This window comes from Pseudomonas arabinosi (genome assembly GCF_047758675.1).
Taxonomy (GTDB): domain Bacteria; phylum Pseudomonadota; class Gammaproteobacteria; order Pseudomonadales; family Pseudomonadaceae; genus Aquipseudomonas; species Aquipseudomonas arabinosi.
Map to the genome: position 1 here is coordinate 6901804 of NZ_CP180480.1, position 18382 is coordinate 6920185.

22 protein-coding genes, 1 tRNA gene and 1 pseudogene are annotated in these 18382 nt (G+C 58.2%); 14 read left to right on the forward strand and 10 right to left on the reverse strand.

The window, feature by feature from the left end:
• Positions 1-39 precede the first annotated feature (39 nt).
• Positions 40-489 carry a carboxypeptidase regulatory-like domain-containing protein gene (locus tag ACMXYJ_RS31925; RefSeq protein WP_415758318.1) on the reverse strand — a complete coding sequence of 150 codons (450 nt, stop codon included), beginning with the start codon at positions 487-489 and terminating at the stop codon, positions 40-42.
• Between the two features lie 262 nt (positions 490-751).
• On the opposite strand from ACMXYJ_RS31925, the pseudogene ACMXYJ_RS31930 reads away from it, so the two are divergent.
• The 5 genes and pseudogenes from ACMXYJ_RS31930 (at position 752) to vapB (ending at position 4051) form a co-directional block, all read left to right on the forward strand.
• Positions 752-1810, forward strand: a pseudogene (locus ACMXYJ_RS31930) (PDDEXK nuclease domain-containing protein).
• Positions 1811-1879: 69 nt separating this feature from the next.
• Positions 1880-2854, forward strand: coding sequence for an alpha/beta hydrolase family protein (locus ACMXYJ_RS31935; RefSeq protein ID WP_415758319.1), 975 nt, complete (start codon positions 1880-1882; stop codon positions 2852-2854).
• Positions 2855-2891: 37 nt separating this feature from the next.
• Positions 2892-3308, forward strand: a complete 417-nt coding sequence (locus tag ACMXYJ_RS31940) for a hypothetical protein (protein ID WP_150656786.1) — start codon at positions 2892-2894, stop codon at positions 3306-3308.
• Positions 3309-3313: 5 nt separating this feature from the next.
• Entirely contained in the window at positions 3314-3766 is a 453-nt protein-coding gene (locus ACMXYJ_RS31945) for a hypothetical protein (protein WP_111449435.1), read from the forward strand.
• A gap of 78 nt (positions 3767-3844) precedes the next feature.
• The gene (vapB, locus tag ACMXYJ_RS31950; protein WP_095127572.1) at positions 3845-4051 is read left to right on the forward strand and encodes a type II toxin-antitoxin system VapB family antitoxin; all 207 of its coding nucleotides are present in this window, start codon (positions 3845-3847) and stop codon (positions 4049-4051) included.
• 112 nt (positions 4052-4163) lie between these two features.
• On the opposite strand, the gene gabP is transcribed toward vapB, so the two are convergent.
• Positions 4164-5555: a GABA permease gene (gene gabP / locus ACMXYJ_RS31955; protein ID WP_415758320.1), complete on the reverse strand. Its 1392-nt coding sequence runs from the start codon at positions 5553-5555 to the stop codon at positions 4164-4166.
• 552 nt (positions 5556-6107) lie between these two features.
• On the opposite strand from gabP, the gene ACMXYJ_RS31960 reads away from it, so the two are divergent.
• From ACMXYJ_RS31960 to ACMXYJ_RS31990, 7 genes are all read left to right on the forward strand, one after another.
• On the forward strand, positions 6108-6881 hold the full coding sequence (locus ACMXYJ_RS31960) for an ABC transporter ATP-binding protein (RefSeq protein WP_007897462.1): 774 nt from the start codon (positions 6108-6110) through the stop codon (positions 6879-6881).
• A 13-nt stretch (positions 6882-6894) separates the two neighbouring features.
• On the forward strand, positions 6895-7641 hold the full coding sequence (locus ACMXYJ_RS31965) for an ABC transporter substrate-binding protein (protein ID WP_056745507.1): 747 nt from the start codon (positions 6895-6897) through the stop codon (positions 7639-7641).
• Positions 7642-7719: 78 nt separating this feature from the next.
• Positions 7720-8415 carry an ABC transporter permease gene (locus ACMXYJ_RS31970; protein ID WP_008149380.1) on the forward strand — a complete coding sequence of 232 codons (696 nt, stop codon included), beginning with the start codon at positions 7720-7722 and terminating at the stop codon, positions 8413-8415.
• Positions 8412-9101, forward strand: a complete 690-nt coding sequence (locus ACMXYJ_RS31975; protein WP_415758321.1) for an ABC transporter permease — start codon at positions 8412-8414, stop codon at positions 9099-9101. The genes ACMXYJ_RS31970 and ACMXYJ_RS31975 overlap by 4 nt, the downstream gene beginning before the upstream one ends.
• Positions 9082-10311, forward strand: a complete 1230-nt coding sequence (locus tag ACMXYJ_RS31980; RefSeq protein WP_415758322.1) for a methyltransferase — start codon at positions 9082-9084, stop codon at positions 10309-10311. Before ACMXYJ_RS31975 ends, ACMXYJ_RS31980 begins: the two co-directional genes overlap by 20 nt.
• Before the next feature lie 298 nt (positions 10312-10609).
• Positions 10610-11851: a nucleoside deaminase gene (locus tag ACMXYJ_RS31985; RefSeq protein WP_415758323.1), complete on the forward strand. Its 1242-nt coding sequence runs from the start codon at positions 10610-10612 to the stop codon at positions 11849-11851.
• A 119-nt stretch (positions 11852-11970) separates the two neighbouring features.
• Positions 11971-12046, forward strand: a tRNA-Thr gene (locus ACMXYJ_RS31990).
• Between the two features lie 65 nt (positions 12047-12111).
• On the opposite strand, the gene ACMXYJ_RS31995 is transcribed toward ACMXYJ_RS31990, so the two are convergent.
• From ACMXYJ_RS31995 to ACMXYJ_RS32005, 3 genes are read right to left on the reverse strand one after another with little or no spacing between them, the layout of a single operon-like run.
• Complete coding sequence (locus ACMXYJ_RS31995; protein WP_415758324.1) at positions 12112-12822, reverse strand: SDR family NAD(P)-dependent oxidoreductase; 711 nt, start codon at positions 12820-12822, stop codon at positions 12112-12114.
• A gap of 43 nt (positions 12823-12865) precedes the next feature.
• Positions 12866-13522 (reverse strand): DsbA family oxidoreductase, encoded by a 657-nt coding sequence (locus ACMXYJ_RS32000; protein ID WP_415758325.1) that lies wholly within the window; start codon positions 13520-13522, stop codon positions 12866-12868.
• Entirely contained in the window at positions 13519-13740 is a 222-nt protein-coding gene (locus tag ACMXYJ_RS32005) for a tautomerase family protein (protein ID WP_415758326.1), read from the reverse strand. The genes ACMXYJ_RS32000 and ACMXYJ_RS32005 overlap by 4 nt, the downstream gene beginning before the upstream one ends.
• A gap of 221 nt (positions 13741-13961) precedes the next feature.
• On the opposite strand from ACMXYJ_RS32005, the gene ACMXYJ_RS32010 reads away from it, so the two are divergent.
• The gene (locus ACMXYJ_RS32010) at positions 13962-14285 is read left to right on the forward strand and encodes a helix-turn-helix domain-containing protein (protein ID WP_415758327.1); all 324 of its coding nucleotides are present in this window, start codon (positions 13962-13964) and stop codon (positions 14283-14285) included.
• A 53-nt stretch (positions 14286-14338) separates the two neighbouring features.
• Here the strand turns inward: ACMXYJ_RS32010 and ACMXYJ_RS32015 are convergent, their stop codons facing one another.
• Positions 14339-14524 (reverse strand): hypothetical protein, encoded by a 186-nt coding sequence (locus ACMXYJ_RS32015; RefSeq protein WP_415758328.1) that lies wholly within the window; start codon positions 14522-14524, stop codon positions 14339-14341.
• Between the two features lie 497 nt (positions 14525-15021).
• Between ACMXYJ_RS32015 and ACMXYJ_RS32020 the strand changes: the two genes are divergently transcribed.
• Positions 15022-15315: a DUF3077 domain-containing protein gene (locus tag ACMXYJ_RS32020; RefSeq protein WP_415758329.1), complete on the forward strand. Its 294-nt coding sequence runs from the start codon at positions 15022-15024 to the stop codon at positions 15313-15315.
• 54 nt (positions 15316-15369) lie between these two features.
• Here the strand turns inward: ACMXYJ_RS32020 and ACMXYJ_RS32025 are convergent, their stop codons facing one another.
• The 4 genes from ACMXYJ_RS32025 to pdxA all read right to left on the reverse strand — a co-directional run bounded on the left by ACMXYJ_RS32025 (position 15370) and on the right by pdxA (position 18381).
• Positions 15370-16047 (reverse strand): RES family NAD+ phosphorylase, encoded by a 678-nt coding sequence (locus ACMXYJ_RS32025; protein ID WP_415758330.1) that lies wholly within the window; start codon positions 16045-16047, stop codon positions 15370-15372.
• Positions 16047-16457: an MbcA/ParS/Xre antitoxin family protein gene (locus ACMXYJ_RS32030; protein ID WP_415758331.1), complete on the reverse strand. Its 411-nt coding sequence runs from the start codon at positions 16455-16457 to the stop codon at positions 16047-16049. Before ACMXYJ_RS32030 ends, ACMXYJ_RS32025 begins: the two co-directional genes overlap by 1 nt.
• A gap of 87 nt (positions 16458-16544) precedes the next feature.
• Positions 16545-17324 carry a DeoR/GlpR family DNA-binding transcription regulator gene (locus tag ACMXYJ_RS32035; protein WP_415758332.1) on the reverse strand — a complete coding sequence of 260 codons (780 nt, stop codon included), beginning with the start codon at positions 17322-17324 and terminating at the stop codon, positions 16545-16547.
• Positions 17325-17379: 55 nt separating this feature from the next.
• The gene (gene pdxA / locus ACMXYJ_RS32040) at positions 17380-18381 is read right to left on the reverse strand and encodes a 4-hydroxythreonine-4-phosphate dehydrogenase PdxA (RefSeq protein ID WP_415758333.1); all 1002 of its coding nucleotides are present in this window, start codon (positions 18379-18381) and stop codon (positions 17380-17382) included.
• Position 18382 lies beyond the last annotated feature (1 nt).

Genomic DNA, 18382 nt, shown 5'->3' on the forward strand with positions numbered 1-18382 from the left:
TGGCAAAGGAAGGCTGATCACCGTAAAAACCTCATCCATTTATTCTTCACCACTCCAGTGGAAAACCAGATTACGGGCCGTGCCGCTTCCTACATCCGCAGTGTCATGCTTCGCCTCGCCATTACGCGTCGCCACCACGGTGTACTTGCCGGGAGGTAGCTGAACGTACACCAGCGGGCCAGCCTGACTCAGCGTCAGTACCGGCTGCCCTGGTTCTTTCTGAATGATCACATCCACATCGGGAACATATTTGTTCTCCACCCCGATGGAGAAGGTCATGTGCAGGTTATAGCCGGTGGCTTGCTGGATAGCCTTCGACTCATCTTCTCCAATCCCCCCGGACAGATAAGTGATCCCGCTTTGCTGTTGCGGCTGGACCTGTACGCCTGAGTTGTCTATGGGCTCGAGGCTGGCAGCGCTCAGCATTACAGGGAACATCAACACGCCGACTGCGGCGATGGGCAACATGAGTGAATGGACGTACTTCATGATGGCGACTCCCGGGCTCCACAGAGCCCTACCGTTACTCCTTTTAGATTTCTCGCTGAATGCTCAAGTTTTAGATTGATTAGTACTTGGGTTCACTACGAATCGGACTACACGTTGTATTCCCCAAGCGCGGATTGCCGTAGGCGTGATCCCGCAAAACCAGTCGGACTTTCCTTCCGATTTACCAGCCGCGCCCGGCATCGCGGGCTATCACTCTCTTGCCATCCTCTTCCGCCTGTTTCCTTCAGCTGCGGAAAATGTCATGAGCCCCCTCAAATCCGGTAACACTCAAGATCCACAGATCACTTCACTGCTCGGCAATCTTGGCGAATTGATCCGCGAAGCGCGTCAGAAGGTGCTGCGAGCGGTCGATACCGTCCAAGTGCAAACCTGCTGGCAGATCGGACGGCATATTGTGGAGTTCGAGCAGGAGGGGGCCCGGCGGGCGGGTTATGGCAAGCAGCTGCTATCGACACTGGCGAAAGTACTGACGGAGCAGTTTGGGAAAGGTTTTGACGAACGCAACCTGCGATACATGCGGGATTTTTATCAGACCTTTCCAATTTGGAACGCAGTGCGTTCCGAATTGAGCTGGACCCACTACCGCAGACTGCTACGAGTCGACAACGACAACGCTCGCCACTGGTACATGAACGAATCAGCCCTGCAGAACTAGTCAAGTCGCGCCCTCGAGCGCCAGATCAATACCCTCTATTACGAACGCCTGCTGGCGAGCCGCGACCGGGATGCCGCCAAACAGGAAGCCGCCACCAACATCCAGCAAATGAACGTCAGCCCTCGGGATTTCATCCGGGACCCAGTGCTACTGGAGTTTCTCGGCCTGCCCAATGCGGGGTTGATCCAGGAAAGCGAACTTGAACAAGCATTGATCAATCAACTCCTGGGCTTCCTGCTCGAACTGGGCAAAGGCTTCGCCTTCATCGCTCGCCAGCAACGCATCAGTACCGAGAGCAAAGACTTCTACATCGACCTGGTGTTCTACAACTACCTGCTCAAGTGCTTCGTCATCTTCGACCTCAAGCGCGGCGTACTGACCCACCAGGATGTCGGTCAGATGGACATGTACGTGCGCATGTACGACGACCTCAAGCGCGGACCGGAGGACGGCCCCACCGTCGGGCTCATTCTCTGCGCGCAAAAAGATGAATCGGTGGTGCGCTATTCAGTGCTGCAAGGCAACGAACAACTGTTCGCCAGTACCTACAGACTGGTGCTGCCGAGCGAGGAGGAACTTCGCACAGAACTGGATCGGGAATGGGCGGTGCTTGAGGAGCGGTTACTCAAGCAGAGGCTCCGATAAGCACGGGTGGATTGTTCATAAACGGCGTGAAGACTATGGTGACTGGCTAACCGCAAAGGTTCAAAGCCGATGAATTTTCAGGACATGCCCTCACTGGCCCCGACGCAACTTGAAATGCCGTTACCCGCCGGCACACCTGGTGACTCTTTCAAGGAACCCGCAGCCGACGGTTTCATCCTTGGCGGCTTCACCTGGCGGCACCCCCGTCAGGACGTTACCCGCCCGGTCGTCATCATCAACGCCGCCACCTCCGTCCGCTGCCGCCACTACTCGCGCTTCGCCGACTACCTGTTCGCCAACGACTTCGACGTGATCACTTACGACTACCGTGGCATCGGTGAATCGCGACCCGCGTCGCTGAAAGGGCTTCGGGCTTCATGGTCAGATTGGGGCGCGCTGGACTTTGAGGCGATGCTCAAGCGCGCTCAGCGTGAATTTCCCGGGCAACCCATCGATGTTGTAGGCCACAGCTTTGGAGGCTGTGCAGCGGGCCTGGGAGCCTCCGGGCATATGATTCGACGCCTGGTGACCGTCGGTGCGCAATTCGCTTACTGGCGCGATTACGCGCCCGCCCATCGCTGGCGGATGTTCGGCAAATGGCATCTGGTGATGCCGTTGATGACATTGCTTTGCGGCTACTTCCCCGGCAAACGTCTGGGCTGGCTAGAGGACACCCCCGCCGGCGTGGTTCACGACTGGAGCATGCCCACCGCGCACTACGAGAAACGCCCCAGCGGTCGCGTCCTTCACGCAAAATCCGGGCGACTGCCCTTCTCATCCGTCACCGCACAAAACCTGGCCATCAGCATCAGCGACGATCCTTACGGCACGATTCCAGCTATCGAACGCCTGCTCGGTTACTTCACCAGAGCAACGAACAGCCACCTGCGAATCGCCCCCGAAGACATCGGCGAACAAGAAGTCGGACATTTCGCCTTTTTTCGTAGCGCATACCAAGCCACACTATGGCCCATTGCACTGTCCTGGCTGCAGACCGGCGAACTGGCCCCCGATACACCTGGGCGGCTAGTGCCACGCAACTGACTGATGCGCCCACTCAACGGAATACGGAACGACGCCCATGGCATCCGCCAACAAGCAGAACAAACGCGCCACACGCGCCAAAGCCAAGGCCAAGCAGAACCGCACTCAACGGGCCGCCGCGCCGGTCGAACTGGATCCGAACGACGATCGCATCGACTTCGAATCGGTTGACTTGACCGAGCTGTTCAAGAAAATGATCGACGCTGAAAAAACCAGTCAGCAAGCCATGTGCGCAGCCTTCCTCGAAGACCCGCTGCTGGAGCTGGTGTACGAGCAGGAAGGCGAAGAAGGCGCGACAGACTTCATCCTCGCGGCGTTGATCGAGTATCGCCAATGGTCCACCGAAGTCGACGAAGCCGGCGCACTGGCGTGGATCGAATCCCCGGCCTTCCAGGCTGACTACGTGGCGGCGTCCGACGCCATCGCGGCCCAAACACAACCGAAAGCGAACTGAATTTAATGGCCTCCCTGAACAAGCAACAGAAACGCGCCAAACGCGCCAAGATCAAAGCCAAGCAAATCAATATCCACGGCAGAAAACCCGCCGCGCTGGACGATGATCTGGGGGAAATCGGCGAGCCGATCCCGGAATACACCCTGGCAATGTTCAGCAAAATGCATGACGCGGAAGCCACCAGCCGCAACGACATGCTGCTGACCCTGCTGTCGAACCTCGCCGGGATCATCAGCGACCATCCAGAACTGCTGGACATGGAAAACGCCGACAACGAAGCCATGGCCGCCACTCACCTGGCTGCCGACATGCTGATCGATTACCGCATGTGGGCCGACGGCATGGACCGCGACACCGCCCAGGCCTGGCTGACAGATCCGCAGTTCATCACTGACTTCGGCACGGCGCTCGACAGCTATCGCGAGTCGCTGGATGCGCAGGAAGAAAAGGCTGAATAAGCGCCTTCGAGTAGAAAAAAACGGCCGCTAGTCATCAGTGACAGCGGCCGTTTTCATTGAAAATCGCAGGAGACCTCGATGGAGAAGACCACCCTACTCATCAGCAATGGAAGCCAGATCATCTATCTGCCCAAGGCCGTAGTAATGCCGAACAATGTGAAACAAGTCGATGTTGTCTCCATCGGTAGGTCTCGCATCATCACGCCCGCAGGAGAAGATTGGGACAATTGGTTCGACGGCGATGACGTCAGTGATGACTTCATGACAAACCGGGAACAACCCTGATTAACGACCAAGCTTAGAAGAACCGGTCAACCGAATTGAACTGTGCGTAGCCTAAACAAAAACGGCCGCTTGTCATCACTGACAGCGGCCGTTTTGCGTTATGCGGTACGAATCAGTTCAACACCACCGCACCGATCTTCTGCAGCTTGCGACGACGAGCCACAAACAAACCGGCAGCCACCACCAGCAAACTCAGCAGACCGGTCGCGAGGATCTCCACGCGATGCGCTTCCTGGAAAAGCATGATCGTCAGGGCCGCAACGATGAAGATGATCACCGCGTAGGTCAGGGCCGGGAACAGCCACATGCTGAAAGCGATTTTTTCACCGCGCGCCATGCGCTGCTTGCGCATACGCAATTGCGAGATGGCGATCACCAGATACACCAGCAGCGCGATAGCGCCGGAGCTGGCCAGCAGGAATTCGAACACGGCGGCCGGGGCCACGTAGTTGGCGAAAACCGCGATAAACGCAGCACCGGTGGACAACATGACGGCCCAGTACGGCGTGCCGCTCTTGTTGGTGCGCTGGGAAACGGCCGGTGCATCACCGCGTTTGCCCAAGGAGAACATCATGCGTGAGGCGGTATACAGCGCCGAGTTCAGGCAGCTGGTCACAGCAACCAGCACCACGATGTCGACGATCAACTTGGCATTCGGGATGCCCATGCGCTCAAGCACGGTCTGGTAGGAGCCGACGGCTGCCAGTACCGGGTCGTTCCATGGCACCAGAGCCACAACGATGAAGATCGATACGAGGTAGAACAAGCCAATCCGCCAGATCACCGAGTTGGTGGCCTTGGAGATTTGCTGGCCAGGGTTCTTCGATTCTGCGGCCGCGATGGTCACGATCTCGGTGCCCATGAAGGAAAACATGGTGGTCAGAATGGCGCCCAGTACCGCGCCCATGCCGTTTGGCAGGAAGCCCTGGGTGTCGAACAGGTGCGAAACGCCGCTGACTTGGCTGGTCGGCAGGAAGCCGAAGATCGCCAGAACGCCGAGACCGATGAAGCCGATGATCGCCACGACTTTGACCAAGGCGAACCAGAATTCGAATTCACCGTAGTTCTTCACGCTGAACAGGTTCGTCACCGTCAGCAGCAAAGTAATGATCAAGGTGAAAGCCCAGATCGCCACATTCGGGAACCAGGCGTGCAGGATGGTCGCGGCGGCGTTGGCTTCCAGCGGAATCACCAACACCCAGAACCACCAGTAGAGCCAGCCAATGGTGAAACCGGCCCAGTGACCGATCGCGCGATCGGCATACGTCGAGAAGGAGCCTGTGTCCGGCGAAGCCACGGCCATTTCGCCGAGCATGCGCATCACCAGCACCACCAGCATACCGGCGGCAGCGTAGGCCAACAGCACGGCTGGGCCTGCGGCGGCGATGGCGTGGCCGGAGCCGACGAACAGGCCGGCGCCGATAACCCCGGCGATCGACAGCATGGTCACATGACGCGGTTTGAGCCCCTGTTCGAGGCCATTGGAGCTTGGGGTACTGCTCATTGAAACTACCTTTGTAAGGAAAAGCGATTACGTCCACCCGGCGTGGCGTTCCTTCTCGTAAAAAGAAACCAACGGGGCGTTCCGTATTCTGCACGCAATAATTGCGCCAAAATGTTACAAACTCCTCAGGCTCGGGGCCTGTAGCGCGACCGGACAGTCATCGCAAGTCATTGAGATTAATGGCAATTCGCCAGAGCGTTACCCTGCGACCCACTTTAAGACTGAAACGGCGCACCAGAAACACACCCAAAAATATAGCGACGCACAATAAAAGTGCAGCTCAGGAACGTTTGGCCGGTTAGCGCTTCCAACACCCCGCCAAAGCTGGCAACATCGCGCCCTTTTTTACGGGACAGCCGCTGGGCGTCTGGTTCAAACGGCTGTTCGGTTGATAGCAGCGCGACAGTCTGCTGTACCGATGCGACAACCTGCCACAGGCCACCCGTTTACCGCCCGTAGCGCTGTTGGCTGCCATTCAGACGCTATGCTAGCTTGGCCGCCTCGCCAGGAAGGCCGCCAACAGCAGGAGCGAAATACTTATGAGGAACGCACATGGCTGAGGCCACGCCCGCGCTTGAAATCCGCAACTTGCACAAACGCTACGGACAGCTTGAGGTGCTCAAAGGCATCTCGCTGACCGCCCGCGACGGCGACGTGATCTCGATCCTGGGTTCTTCCGGTTCCGGCAAGTCCACCTTCCTTCGTTGCATCAACCTGTTGGAAAACCCGCATCAGGGCCAGATCCTGGTGGCCGGCGAAGAACTCAAGCTCAAAGCCGCCAAGAACGGCGAATTGGTTGCTGCCGACGGCAAGCAGATCAATCGCCTGCGCAGCGAGATCGGTTTTGTGTTTCAAAACTTTAATCTCTGGCCGCACATGAGCGTGCTCGACAACATCATCGAAGCCCCGCGCCGGGTGCTTGGCCAGAGCAAAGCCGAGGCCATCGAAGTCGCCGAAGCCTTGCTGGCCAAGGTCGGCATTGCTGACAAGCGCCACGCCTACCCGGCGCAACTCTCCGGCGGTCAGCAACAACGCGCGGCCATTGCCCGCACGTTGGCGATGCAGCCCAAGGTGATCCTGTTCGACGAGCCCACTTCCGCCCTTGACCCGGAAATGGTCCAGGAAGTACTTAATGTCATCCGCGCATTGGCCGAAGAAGGCCGCACCATGCTGCTGGTCACCCATGAAATGGGCTTCGCCCGTCAGGTGTCCAGCGAGGTGGTGTTCCTCCACCAGGGCCTGGTAGAAGAGCAAGGATCGCCACAGCAGGTGTTCGAAAACCCGCTTTCGGCGCGCTGCAAACAATTCATGTCCAGCAACCGCTAACGGAGCTACCCGCATGCAGAACTACAAAAAAATCTTCCTGGCTGCTGCCGTCACCCTGGCCTTCAGCGCCGGTGCCGCCGCCGAGACCTTGAAGATGGGCATCGAAGCGGCCTACCCGCCGTTCAACAACAAAGATGCCAGTGGCAATGTCGTCGGCTTCGACAAAGAAATCGGCGATGCCCTGTGCGCCAAGATGAAAGTCGAATGCACCGTGGTCACGTCCGACTGGGACGGCATCATTCCGGCCCTGAACGCCAAGAAATTCGACTTCCTGATCTCCTCGATGTCGATCACCGACGAGCGCAAGCAAGCGGTGGACTTCACCGACCCGTACTACTCCAACAAGCTGCAATTCATCGCCAAGAAAGACGTCGACTTCAAAACCGACAAGGATTCCCTGCAAGGCAAAGTGATCGGCGCACAACGTGCGACCCTCGCTGGCACCTGGCTGGAAGACAACATGGAAGGCGTTGAAGTCAAACTCTACGACACCCAGGAAAACGCCTACCTCGACCTGACCTCCGGTCGTCTGGACGGCATCCTGGCCGACAAGTACGTCAACTACGAGTGGCTGAAAAGCGACGCCGGCCGTTCTTATGAGTTCAAAGGCGACCCGGTGGAAGAAAGCGACAAGATCGGTATCGCTGTGCGTAAAGGCGATGAGATTCGTACGAAGCTGAACACCGCACTGAAAGAAATCGTCGCTGATGGCACCTACAAAAAGATCAACGACAAGTACTTCCCGTTCAGCATCTATTGATTCTGACCTGCCTGACTGGCGCCGTTCGCTGACGGCGCCAGTCCCTGGCATTGCCTGCCGCGATTTGAAAAGAAATCCATGACTATCGATCTCTACGGATTCGGCCCGGCGCTCGCCGCTGGTGCGCTGATGACTGTGAAACTGGCACTCTCGGCCTTGTGCCTGGGGCTGGTGCTCGGTCTGCTCGGCGCCTTGGCCAAGACTTCCCCGTACAAGCCGCTGCAATGGCTTGGCGGCACTTATTCGACACTGGTTCGCGGCATCCCGGAATTGCTCTGGGTGCTGTTGATCTACTTCGGCACGGTCAACTTGATGCGTGCCCTGGGCGAGTTCTTCGGCAACCCCGACCTCGAACTCAATGCCTTCGCCGCTGGTGTGATTGCACTGGGGCTGTGCTTCGGCGCCTACGCCACGGAAGTGTTTCGTGGTGCAATTTTGGCTATCCCCAAAGGTCACCGCGAAGCGGGTGTGGCGTTGGGCCTGTCGAAATTCCGTATCTTCACCAAACTGATCATGCCGCAGATGTGGCGCATCGCCCTGCCCGGGCTGGGCAACCTGTTCATGATCTTGATGAAAGACACCGCGCTGGTATCGGTCATCGGCCTGGAAGAAATCATGCGTCACGCGCAAATCGGCGTGACCGTGTCCAAGCAGCCGTTCACCTTTTATATGGTGGCCGCGTTCATGTACCTGGGCCTGACGGTTCTCGCCATGACCGGCATGCACTTCATGGAAAAACGCGCCGCTCGCGGCTTCGCGAGGAGCACCCAATGAACTGGGAAGTCATCATCAAGTGGCTGCCGAAACTGGCTCAGGGCGCGACACTGACCCTGGAACTGGTGGCCATCGCCGTAATTGCCGGGTTGCTGCTGGCGATTCCGCTGGGCATCGCGCGCTCGTCGCGACTCTGGTACGTGCGGGCATTCCCCTACGGCTACATCTTCTTTTTCCGTGGCACGCCGTTGCTGGTTCAGCTGTTCCTGGTCTACTACGGCCTGGCGCAGTTCGACGCGGTGCGTAACAGCTCGATGTGGCCGTATCTGCGCAGTCCGTTCTGGTGCGCCACCGTGACCATGACCCTGCACACCGCGGCCTACATCGCCGAGATCCTGCGCGGCTCGATTCAGGCGATTCCAAAGGGCGAGATTGAAGCGGCCCGGGCGCTGGGCATGTCCCGAGCCAAAGCGATGTTCTACATAATCCTGCCCCGCGCAGCACGCATCGGTCTGCCGGCCTACAGCAACGAAGTCATCCTGATGCTCAAGGCCAGCGCCCTGGCCAGCACCGTGACCCTGCTGGAACTGACCGGCATGGCCCGCACCATCATTGCCCGGACCTACCTGCCGGTGGAGATCTTCTTCGCGGCGGGCATGTTCTATCTGCTGATGGCTTATGTGCTGGTTCGCGGCTTCAAGCTGCTGGAGCGCTGGCTGCGCGTCGATGCCTGCCAAGGGCGTTGATGCCTGCGTGCTGACGGGTGAGGCCTTACTCACCCGTTTCGCCGCACTGGATGCTTTTCTGATCGAGCACCAAGCGCTGTGGAAGCCTCGGCCGTTTACTCATCTGCAGCTTCCCTGGGAAGCGTCCTACCCCGAGTTGTCCGTATGGCTACGCAGCAGGTCATTGGACGATGCGGAAAATGCTCATAAACAACCTGCTCTTCTGGAGGCGCCGGAGCCATTCGCTTCACTGGCGGCGTTGTCCCTTGAGCTGAGCGCTGTAGGTAAATTGCCGGCTTATGCACTCGAAGCAGCTGGCCATCGGCTGAATGTCGATGTGCCGGGGCGCAAGTGGCAGCAGATCGAAGCCTTCGCCAGTCGGCTGGCGTTTGCCTCTACACCGAAGCATTGGCTGGATTGGTGTTCGGGCAAAGGACATTTGGGGCGACGCCTGTTACAAACCAGTCAGCAGCTCACTTGCCTGGAATATGACCCGGCGCTGGTCGCCAGCGGCCAGGCACTCAGTCAACGTCATCATTTGCATGCGCTTCACGTCGAGCAAGACGTGCTCGCGCCCGGTGCTGCCTCTTTATTGAATGCTGACCACACGCCAGTAGCGCTGCATGCCTGCGGTGATCTGCATGTGCGGCTGATCCAACTCGCCAGCGCGGCAGGCTGCAAACAACTGGCCATCGCGCCTTGCTGCTACAACCGGATCAGTGTGAGCGAATATCAGACGCTTTCCTCGTCGGCCAAGCGCTCTGACCTACAGCTGTCCCTCGAAGATCTTTCGCTACCGATGAGCGAAACCGTCACCGCTGGCGCTCGCGTCCGACGTCAGCGTGACACCTCCATGGCCCGACGCCTGGCCTTCGACCTGCTGCAGCGACAGCTGCGCGGCATTAACGAATACCTGCCCACCCCTTCCCTCCCCAGCGCCTGGCTGGACAACTCTTTCGCCGATTACTGCCACCATTTGGCCGCACTCAAAGAGTTATCCACAATCGGCCCGCAAGATTGGTCAGCACTAGAAGCCACCGGTTGGCAGCGATTGGCCGAAGTACGCAATCTGGAGCTGCTGCGCGGACTTTTCCGACGCCCATTGGAGCTGTGGCTGGTACTCGATCGAGCACTTTTCCTCTCCGAACAGGGTTATGCGGTTCGCCTCGGCACCTTCTGCGAAACCCCGCTTACACCGCGTAATTTCCTGATCCTGGCCGAGCGCCCTTAAAACGCTTCAGCCTGTGGATAACTCTGGGGATGAAATTATCGTGGATCCAATATATACGGCTGTTTCGGGGCTGAAACACAACTGTTCAATTTTCGTACACCTGTAAAAAAATTGGAAAAACAGGCATTTGCGAACAAATGAGAACGGGTCCGCAAATTTGCCTCTAAGCAGGTGCGGTACAAATCCCGTTGTGCATAAGCGTTCAGCCAAAACAACATAAACGACCTGCGAAACCTCAACTATCTTTGCCAAACGCCAGATTTTCCTGGCGTTCAAACAGCAAGGAGCTGGGAAAATCATGAGCACATTGAACAGTGCACAGGAAGCCGTCGATACCGTCGCCAACCAAGCCATTGATGCTGCACTGCAGCAAACCTTCGCGGTGGGCGGCGCAATCATCAACAACGCAACGGGCGAAGTCATCGCCGCGCTGCACAACAACGTGCTGATGCCTTTCCCCGGCAGTGGCACCACGTACTTTCTACCTCATGACCCGACCGCCCACGGCGAGCGGCAATTGGTGGACTGGTACTACGAAAACGTCGCGCCATTGAACCTGCCACCGCCCAATCAGTTGACCGTCGTCACCACCCTGGACCCGTGCGCCATGTGCGCTGGTTCGCTGCTGACTGCAGGATTTAACGTCGCCGTCAGTGCGATCGATGACTACGCAGGCATCAACTACAACAGCCAGTTCACCTTTCCGTCACTGCCGCCGCAGATCCGCCAACAAGCGCAGGATACCTGGGGTTATTACGCCATCGCGGCGCCGGTCAGTCGGGCCTATCAGGGTTCGACCAGCCCGGTGTTCGGTGGCCAGACCATCGACTCGGCGGCTTACTTCCTCACCAGCTCGATCTTCTCCGCCAGCGTCAACACCGTACGCGAGGCCAGCAACAACAGCGGTCTGCCGCCGGATCAACTGCAAAACCCGGCCAACCTGCCGGCCAACAGCAAAGTCCGCCAGGCACTGACTGCGCTCAGCCCGTTTGCGCTGACCGTGCAATCGGCGAACCCGCGTGACCCCGGCGCAGAACTCGCCCCGCCACTGTTACAAACTGCACAGCACAGCCCGGTGTTCAACTCGGTAGCCCTCATCGATCCATTCGGCAACCTGCTGGTGTGCTTGGGAGGCGTCGAGAACCAGTCGCCAATTCGTACAGCGTTCATGGAAACCACCCGCAACTACGCGGTCATGCGCTGGACCCTGATGAACGACCCCGACCCGGCGGTTCGCGCCCAGGCCGAGCAATACCTGACGCATCCAAAGTACGGCACCTTCGTCTTCCTCTACGCCCCCGACCCCACCACCCCGCAGGCCGTGATGACCTTCGGCGCGTACGGTTCGACCATGGAAGGCCCCGTGCCGCAGAGCTATCCGTCCAACCTGCAATATGTGTTGTTGCCGGGCAACACCACCGCCCAAGCGTTATCGACACTGGCCCAAAACCTGCCGCCGTTCTACACGCAAAGCGTGCAAGTAGCGCCCGCGCAGGTGCTGAGTCAGGACTTGATTCAAGCGGTTAAAAACGGCGTGTAACGCTTTACTGACCAGCCCCGCAGAAACCTCCGCGAGGCTGGTCTGACACCCGCGCAAAAATAGTCTGAATTCAGGGGTTTACAGAACCAACCCAATCGCTATAATCGTCGCCCTAACACGCCGGTATAGCTCAGTTGGTAGAGCAACTGACTTGTAATCAGTAGGTCCCGGGTTCGACTCCTGGTGCCGGCACCATACAAAACAAAGCCCTCGTAGAAATACGAGGGCTTTGTTGTTTCTGGCGTTTGGAAAAGCAGCTCTTAGTGACCCGCGCTCTGCCCTCCATCAACGTGCAGGATCTCGCCAGTGACAAAGTTGGCGCTGTCCAGGTACACGACCGCCTGAGCAATGTCGCTGATCTCGCCCATGTGCCCGACCGGGTGCAGATTGCCCAGCGCTTCATGAGTTTCCTCGCCATGCATCGGGGTCTTGATGATGCCAGGGCTGACCGCATTCACCCGAATCCCGCGCTTGGCGTATTCGATAGCCAAAGATTTTGTTGCCGCGTTCAACCCACCTTTGGTCAACGACGCCAGTACCGATGGCACGCCGTCGATGGCGTGGTCCACCAGGCTGGTGGTGATGTTGACGACGTGACCTTTGCCTTGTTTTTCCATCTCGTTGATCGCGAGTTGGGTGATGTAGAAGAAGCCGTTCAGGTTCACCGACAGCACGTTGGCGTAGTCTTCCGCGGTGTACGCGGTGAACGGCTTGGCGATGAAGATACCGGCGTTGTTGACCAGAGTGTCGATGCGACCAAAACGCTCGATGGCTTCACGGATGACTTGCTGGGCGACTTCCGGGTTGCCGATGTCGCCCGCCACGGTGAGGATGTCCGGGTCGGTGGACGGTTTGATCGAACGCGAAGTGGCGACAACGTTGTAATCCAGATCACGGAACGCCTTGACCATGCCTGCGCCGAGACCTTGGGAAGCGCCAGTGATAACGATGACTTTTTTCGAATTGCTCATGATGAACCTCAACTAATAAATGATGGTTTGAAAAAGTAAGCAATCAGGCTTCGGCGGGGGCCTTCGCCATTTGTCTCAACATCTGTTCGTAGTACTCGACCGACTGCGAACCGGACACCAGGTGACGACCGTTCAGCACCATGGCCGGAACCGAATTGATGCCGCGCTGGCGGTAAAACTCTTCAAGCTCACGCACTTCTTTGGCGAACGCTCCGGACGCCAACACCTCTTGAGCCGCCGCCGCATCCAGTCCCGCTTCAGCAGCCAGACCCACCAGCGTCTCGCGATCGCTCGGGTTCCGGCCGTCGGTGAAGTAAGCGCGCAGCAGGATCTTCTTCAGTGCGACCTGCCGCCCTTCCTGCAACGCCCACATCAACAACCGGTGAGCATCAAATGTGTTGTAGAAGTGGCTGCGCTTCTCCAGATCGAACTTGAAGCCAATGGCCGCGCCACGTTCGATCTGCATCGCTTTGCCGGCGGCGACGTCTTCGGCGGTTCGTCCATACTTGCGCATCAAATGCTCGACCGCTTTTTCGCCGACTGCCGGCATGTCCGGGTTCAACTCGAAGGGCTTGTAGGTCAGCTCCACCGAGACTTCCCCGGCCACGTTCTCGATCGCCTGCTCCAGCGCCGTCGCACCCAACGCGCACCACGGGCACACCACGTCGGAGATGAAATTGATGGAGACGGTCGCGGTCATGACTTGTCCTCCGCCTCTGCCAACTGCCTGCGGTACTGGGTGGTGGTGATGCCGGCGTAACCCCAGTTATCGGTGTCGACTTCTTCGATCACGATGTGGGTCAGGTGCGGATCCTTCTTCAGGACGCGTTGCAGGGTTTCAGTGATTTCGGCGATCACCTGAGCTTTCTGCTCAGAGGTAACGCCATCGCGGGTGATGCGTACGCTTACGAAAGGCATGAGGAATCTCCAAGTGACCTTCCCTTCGGAATGAATGGGTCGGCGTTGGAGTTCAATGTAGGGAGTTAGCTGGAGGGGATAAAGGTGGGGACGGGAACATCATTAGTTACGCGGTGTAATGAGTTATGTCTCGCAGACACAATACGTTTGCATCAAAAACGATCAATCGACTAGCCTGCGCTTATCGCAAATTTTAGATAACTCAAAGGAGGGAGGCGTTCATGGCAGTTCAATTTTTCGACGGCCCATTCCATGCCACGCATGACAGCGAAGTCGCTAGCAAAAAAGCGTTGAAGATGGAGCTATCGATATTCATCACTGACTACATCAAAACCCTGGGCCTCAGACAAAGTGAGGCTGCAGCCAGGTTGAACGTGACCCAGTCGCGCGTTTCAGAACTCACCACTGGCAAGATCGAGAAATTTACGATCGATGCAATGATGGACATGCTGGATAAACTCGGCTTTCGAACGACGGTTACGTTGCCATCCAACGATGCCGGAGCTTTGCCTCAGATCGTAATTTCACAAGCTAACGCCAGCTAGACGTTGTGTGATTTTGCAGTAGGACTCAGCCCCTTCTGATGTAGTCCGTCTTGTTACGTGTCGCTTTTTTTCACTTTCAGCGACACGTTATTAGAACGTGTCGCCGGAGACGACATACGCGAGTCGATGCGTTCCTTCGTTAACGGCCTTCCCTCAGCGATTCGAAGCGCTTGGCTCTCATTCATTTCGCGTACAGATTCCAGCAAATCCTTTTGAAACTGATCCAATTCAATGTCCATTCCTGATATCTCCTTCAGCAAGTCGGCAAGGCCATCAGCACGCCTTCTTCAAATTATGAAAATTATGGCTGACCAATAATTATTGCCCAGCCATAAAAATCACTAAAACCTTCAACCCACGCCACCACATAGCCACGATTGCGCATCCACCTCCCTCAAGCTACCTTCAACCCGTCGCTGCCAATTCAGCGACCGGGCCTGAGAACCCAAGTAAGATACAGGCGCACAAGCGCCCAAATCACGATTGCCGGCGCTTTTTTGTGCCTGCATTCCCGTGTAATGGCGGCTGTGCGTGGGAGACCTTCGGGTCTGCCGGGTTCCTGTATCTCCGGTTTCTCAGCCCGCGCATAGCTGCCACCCATTCGCCTGAGAACGAACGTGGTAGCTCTAACTTTGATTCAGGAGTTTTTGCTAATGCCCGCTATCGATCCGTCCAAAATTTGCATTCCCGTTTCATTGGTTATCACCCACCACCGCCCAAAAACCGGAGGTGCCCAATGACCAACCCCCAAGACCTGAAAACCATCGGCCTCACCCCTTTCTCCTTCCACGGCAACCAACCACTGTTCCGCATCAACGCCGGTGTCCCGGTCATCCAGGCCCTCTCCCACGCCTCCGACCTGCTCCACATCGCCAAACATCTCGCATCTGACGCCGCCATGGTTCGTGACACCGACCGACATGCCTGGGCGTCGCATTTTTTGCAGGATATGAGTAAGGCGATCATCGATGACGTAGCGAAGGTGCTCGATGCACCGGGTAACAACCGAACCAGTAACGTCGCGTCATAAACAAATCGCAATCAAGAAAAGCCCCGAATCAATCGGGGCTTTTCAGTTTCCGGCTCACACCTCGCTGACTTCAAACACAAACGAAATCTTCCGACTGCTCGCACTCCACACATATCGAATGTGCTTGCCTTGCTTCGGAATAGACACGGCCGGCGGACGAAACGCAGCAACACATTCATGCCCAGGCAGCCGAACGCTGTTGTAAAGCAGCCCCCACGACAAGGTTTCACGCAGCTGCCGGGCAAACGCCTGTGACGGCCCGTAAGCGTCAGGGTCCGGGTTGTGCAGTTCGGGGTGGTGTTGGCGAACGTCGTGCATTGGTTTAACGACTTTGTTGACGTAGGTGCGCAGGGTCAACTCGATGTCGGGCTCGTTGGTCGCGGCCAGGAAGCGTTCCTGGTGATAGCTCGTTTCGGCGATGGCGGCGGCCTGGCTGCTGGCGGCGTAGTAGACGCCGTAGGTGCCGTCGGTGAAGCGGCTGGTTTTGCCGATGTGGGTGAACGCGGCCATGACCGGTGATGAGCCGGGGCCGGAGATTCGGTCTTCGGGCAGCACGCGGGAGAGCACGCCGGCTTCTTGCGCCAACCGGTCGTTGGTCAGGGCTTCCAGGGCGTAGGCGGTTTGCAGGTCTTCGGGGTCGAGCACGTCTTCAAACAGAGTGATCGGGGGGAACGCGCTGTTGATCATCCGGTAAGCACGGTTCCACTCGGGGAGCACCACTTCCGGAGCCATCAGCCGCGGACGCCATCGAGGTAGCGACGCACGTCAGCGATGTCCACCACCCGGCCGGCCAGCATATAGCTCAACGCGGATTGACCATTGAACGGCGCGGCGGTGTTCGGGCTGCTGACCCATTTGTAGGCGCGGTCGCGGTTGTTGCTGAAGATGATGCTTAGCGCTTTGTGGATGCCCATCAGGTAGGAGATGCGCTCCAGAGTGTCGTGAGGGAGACGCACATTGGGCGGCAGGTGTTTGTATTTATAGAAGGTGGTGTTGCCGACTTTGCCCAACAGCGTGCGCTGTTCTTCGGCGGTGCAGCCCCAACGCTCCATCAGGTTGAAGAAGAACTTGAGCGCCACACGGCCGGCTTCCGGGGTGTCGAGCTCTTGGGGAGCGGTGCGCACGGGGGATGAAATGGCCATTGGAAGGACTCCTTCGGGCAAAGGGTTGTGCCTTCAGAGTAGTACAGCTCCGAACATCTTTTAAATTTTTGTTCGCTTGCGAATTTTCTACGGCTTTTCGACGATCACGGTTTCCACAGTGATCTGCTTGATCGCATGAAACGGCGCCAGTGCCGCTTCATCGGCCGTAGCACCGGTAATCAACCGCCACTCCCGCTCAATCGGCGTCCAGTGCTGTTGCCGCGCACGACCGAGTTTGTCGGTGTCGGCGAGGACAACAATCTGTGCCGCCCGTTTGATGATGCACTCCTTCAGATAGGCCTGCTGCGCGCTCGCTTCACACAAACCAAACTCGGCAACCACGCCGTCAGCACCGAGGAAGGCTTTGTCGACACTCAGCCGGCTCAACGTCAGCTCCGCCAACGGCCCCAACGTGCTCATGCTCGAACCGCGCAAATCGCCGCCGATCAAGGTCAGCCGCACGCCCGGCGCATTGGCCAGGGTCATCACGGCCAGCAGGTTGTTGGTGACCACATGCACGTCTTGTCGCGAGCACAGATGATGGGCCAGTGCGGCGCAAGTGGTGCCGCCGTCGAGCAAGACGGTATCGCCGTCCTGAACATGAGCCGCGGCCGCTTGGGCGATGGCGTCTTTCTGCTCCCACTGGCTGGTCTTGCGCTCTTCCAGCGAAGCTTCCGGCTCATGCACGCCAACCACCGAGGTCGCGCCGCCATAAGTGCGCACCAGGTGCCGCTGTTTGGCGAGCATGGTCAGGTCGCGCCGCACCGTCGCTTCCGAAACCCCGAGCGCCGCGCTCAATTGCTCGACGTTGGCATCGCCAATACGCACGAGATCGAGGATGGCGCGGTGGCGTTCGGATGCTTTCATGGCGGGTCTCGTTGTGTGGACGGTGGTCGATCTTACACGACAGCGTCCCTGCGACTCATCCCCGTCGCGTGGCAAGCTCCGCACCCTGGCGCAGTGCTTCGAGCAGGCTGCGTTCATCGGCTATGCCCTTGCCGGCGATATCGAAGGCAGTGCCGTGGTCGACCGACGTACGGATCACGTCCAGGCCGACGGTCACGTTCACACCCGCTTCAAGTCCCAGCACTTTGACCGGGCCGTGGCCCTGGTCGTGATACATCGCCACCACCAGATCGAAGTCGCCGCGTCCGGCGCGGAAGAACAGCGTGTCGGCGGGCAGTGGGCCCGTCACGTCGAGGCCGCGTTCCTGCAACAGCTTCACCGCCGGGATGATTTTTTCTTCCTCTTCGCCATAGCCGAACAAACCGTTTTCGCCGGCATGCGGATTGATCCCGCACACGCCAATACGCGGTTTGGCGATGCCGGCCTTGATCAACGTCGCGTTGCCGCGCTCGATCGTACGCTGAACCAGGCCCGGCTCGATCTTGCGGATCGCGTCGATGATGCCGATGTGGGTAGTGACGTGAATCACCCGCAGTTGCGGCGCCACCAGCATCATCGACACTTCGTCGACGTTGGTCAGGTGCGCGAGCATTTCGGTATGGCCCGGGTACTTGTGGCCGCCGGCGTGCAGCGCTTCCTTGTTCAACGGCGCGGTGCAGATCGCGTCGATCTGATCGGCCTCGGCGAGTTGCACGGCACGGGCGATGTATTGATAAGCCGCGTCACCGGCGATGGGCGACAACTCACCGAACGGCAGGTCGTCGGGAATCAGATTGAGGTCGATGCAGTCGATGGTGCCGGCCTCGTACAACGCCTGGGAGGCGTCCTCGATGCGGCGCACTTTGGCGCTGCCGCCGACGATGACATTGGCCTGCTCAAGACGACGGGCATCGCCGATGACCAGCGGCCGGCATTGTTGGTAGACGACGTCGTGAGTCAGGCTCTTGACGATGATTTCCGGACCGACGCCCGTGGCGTCGCCCATGGTGATGCCGATGATCGGGAGGTAGTTGCTCATA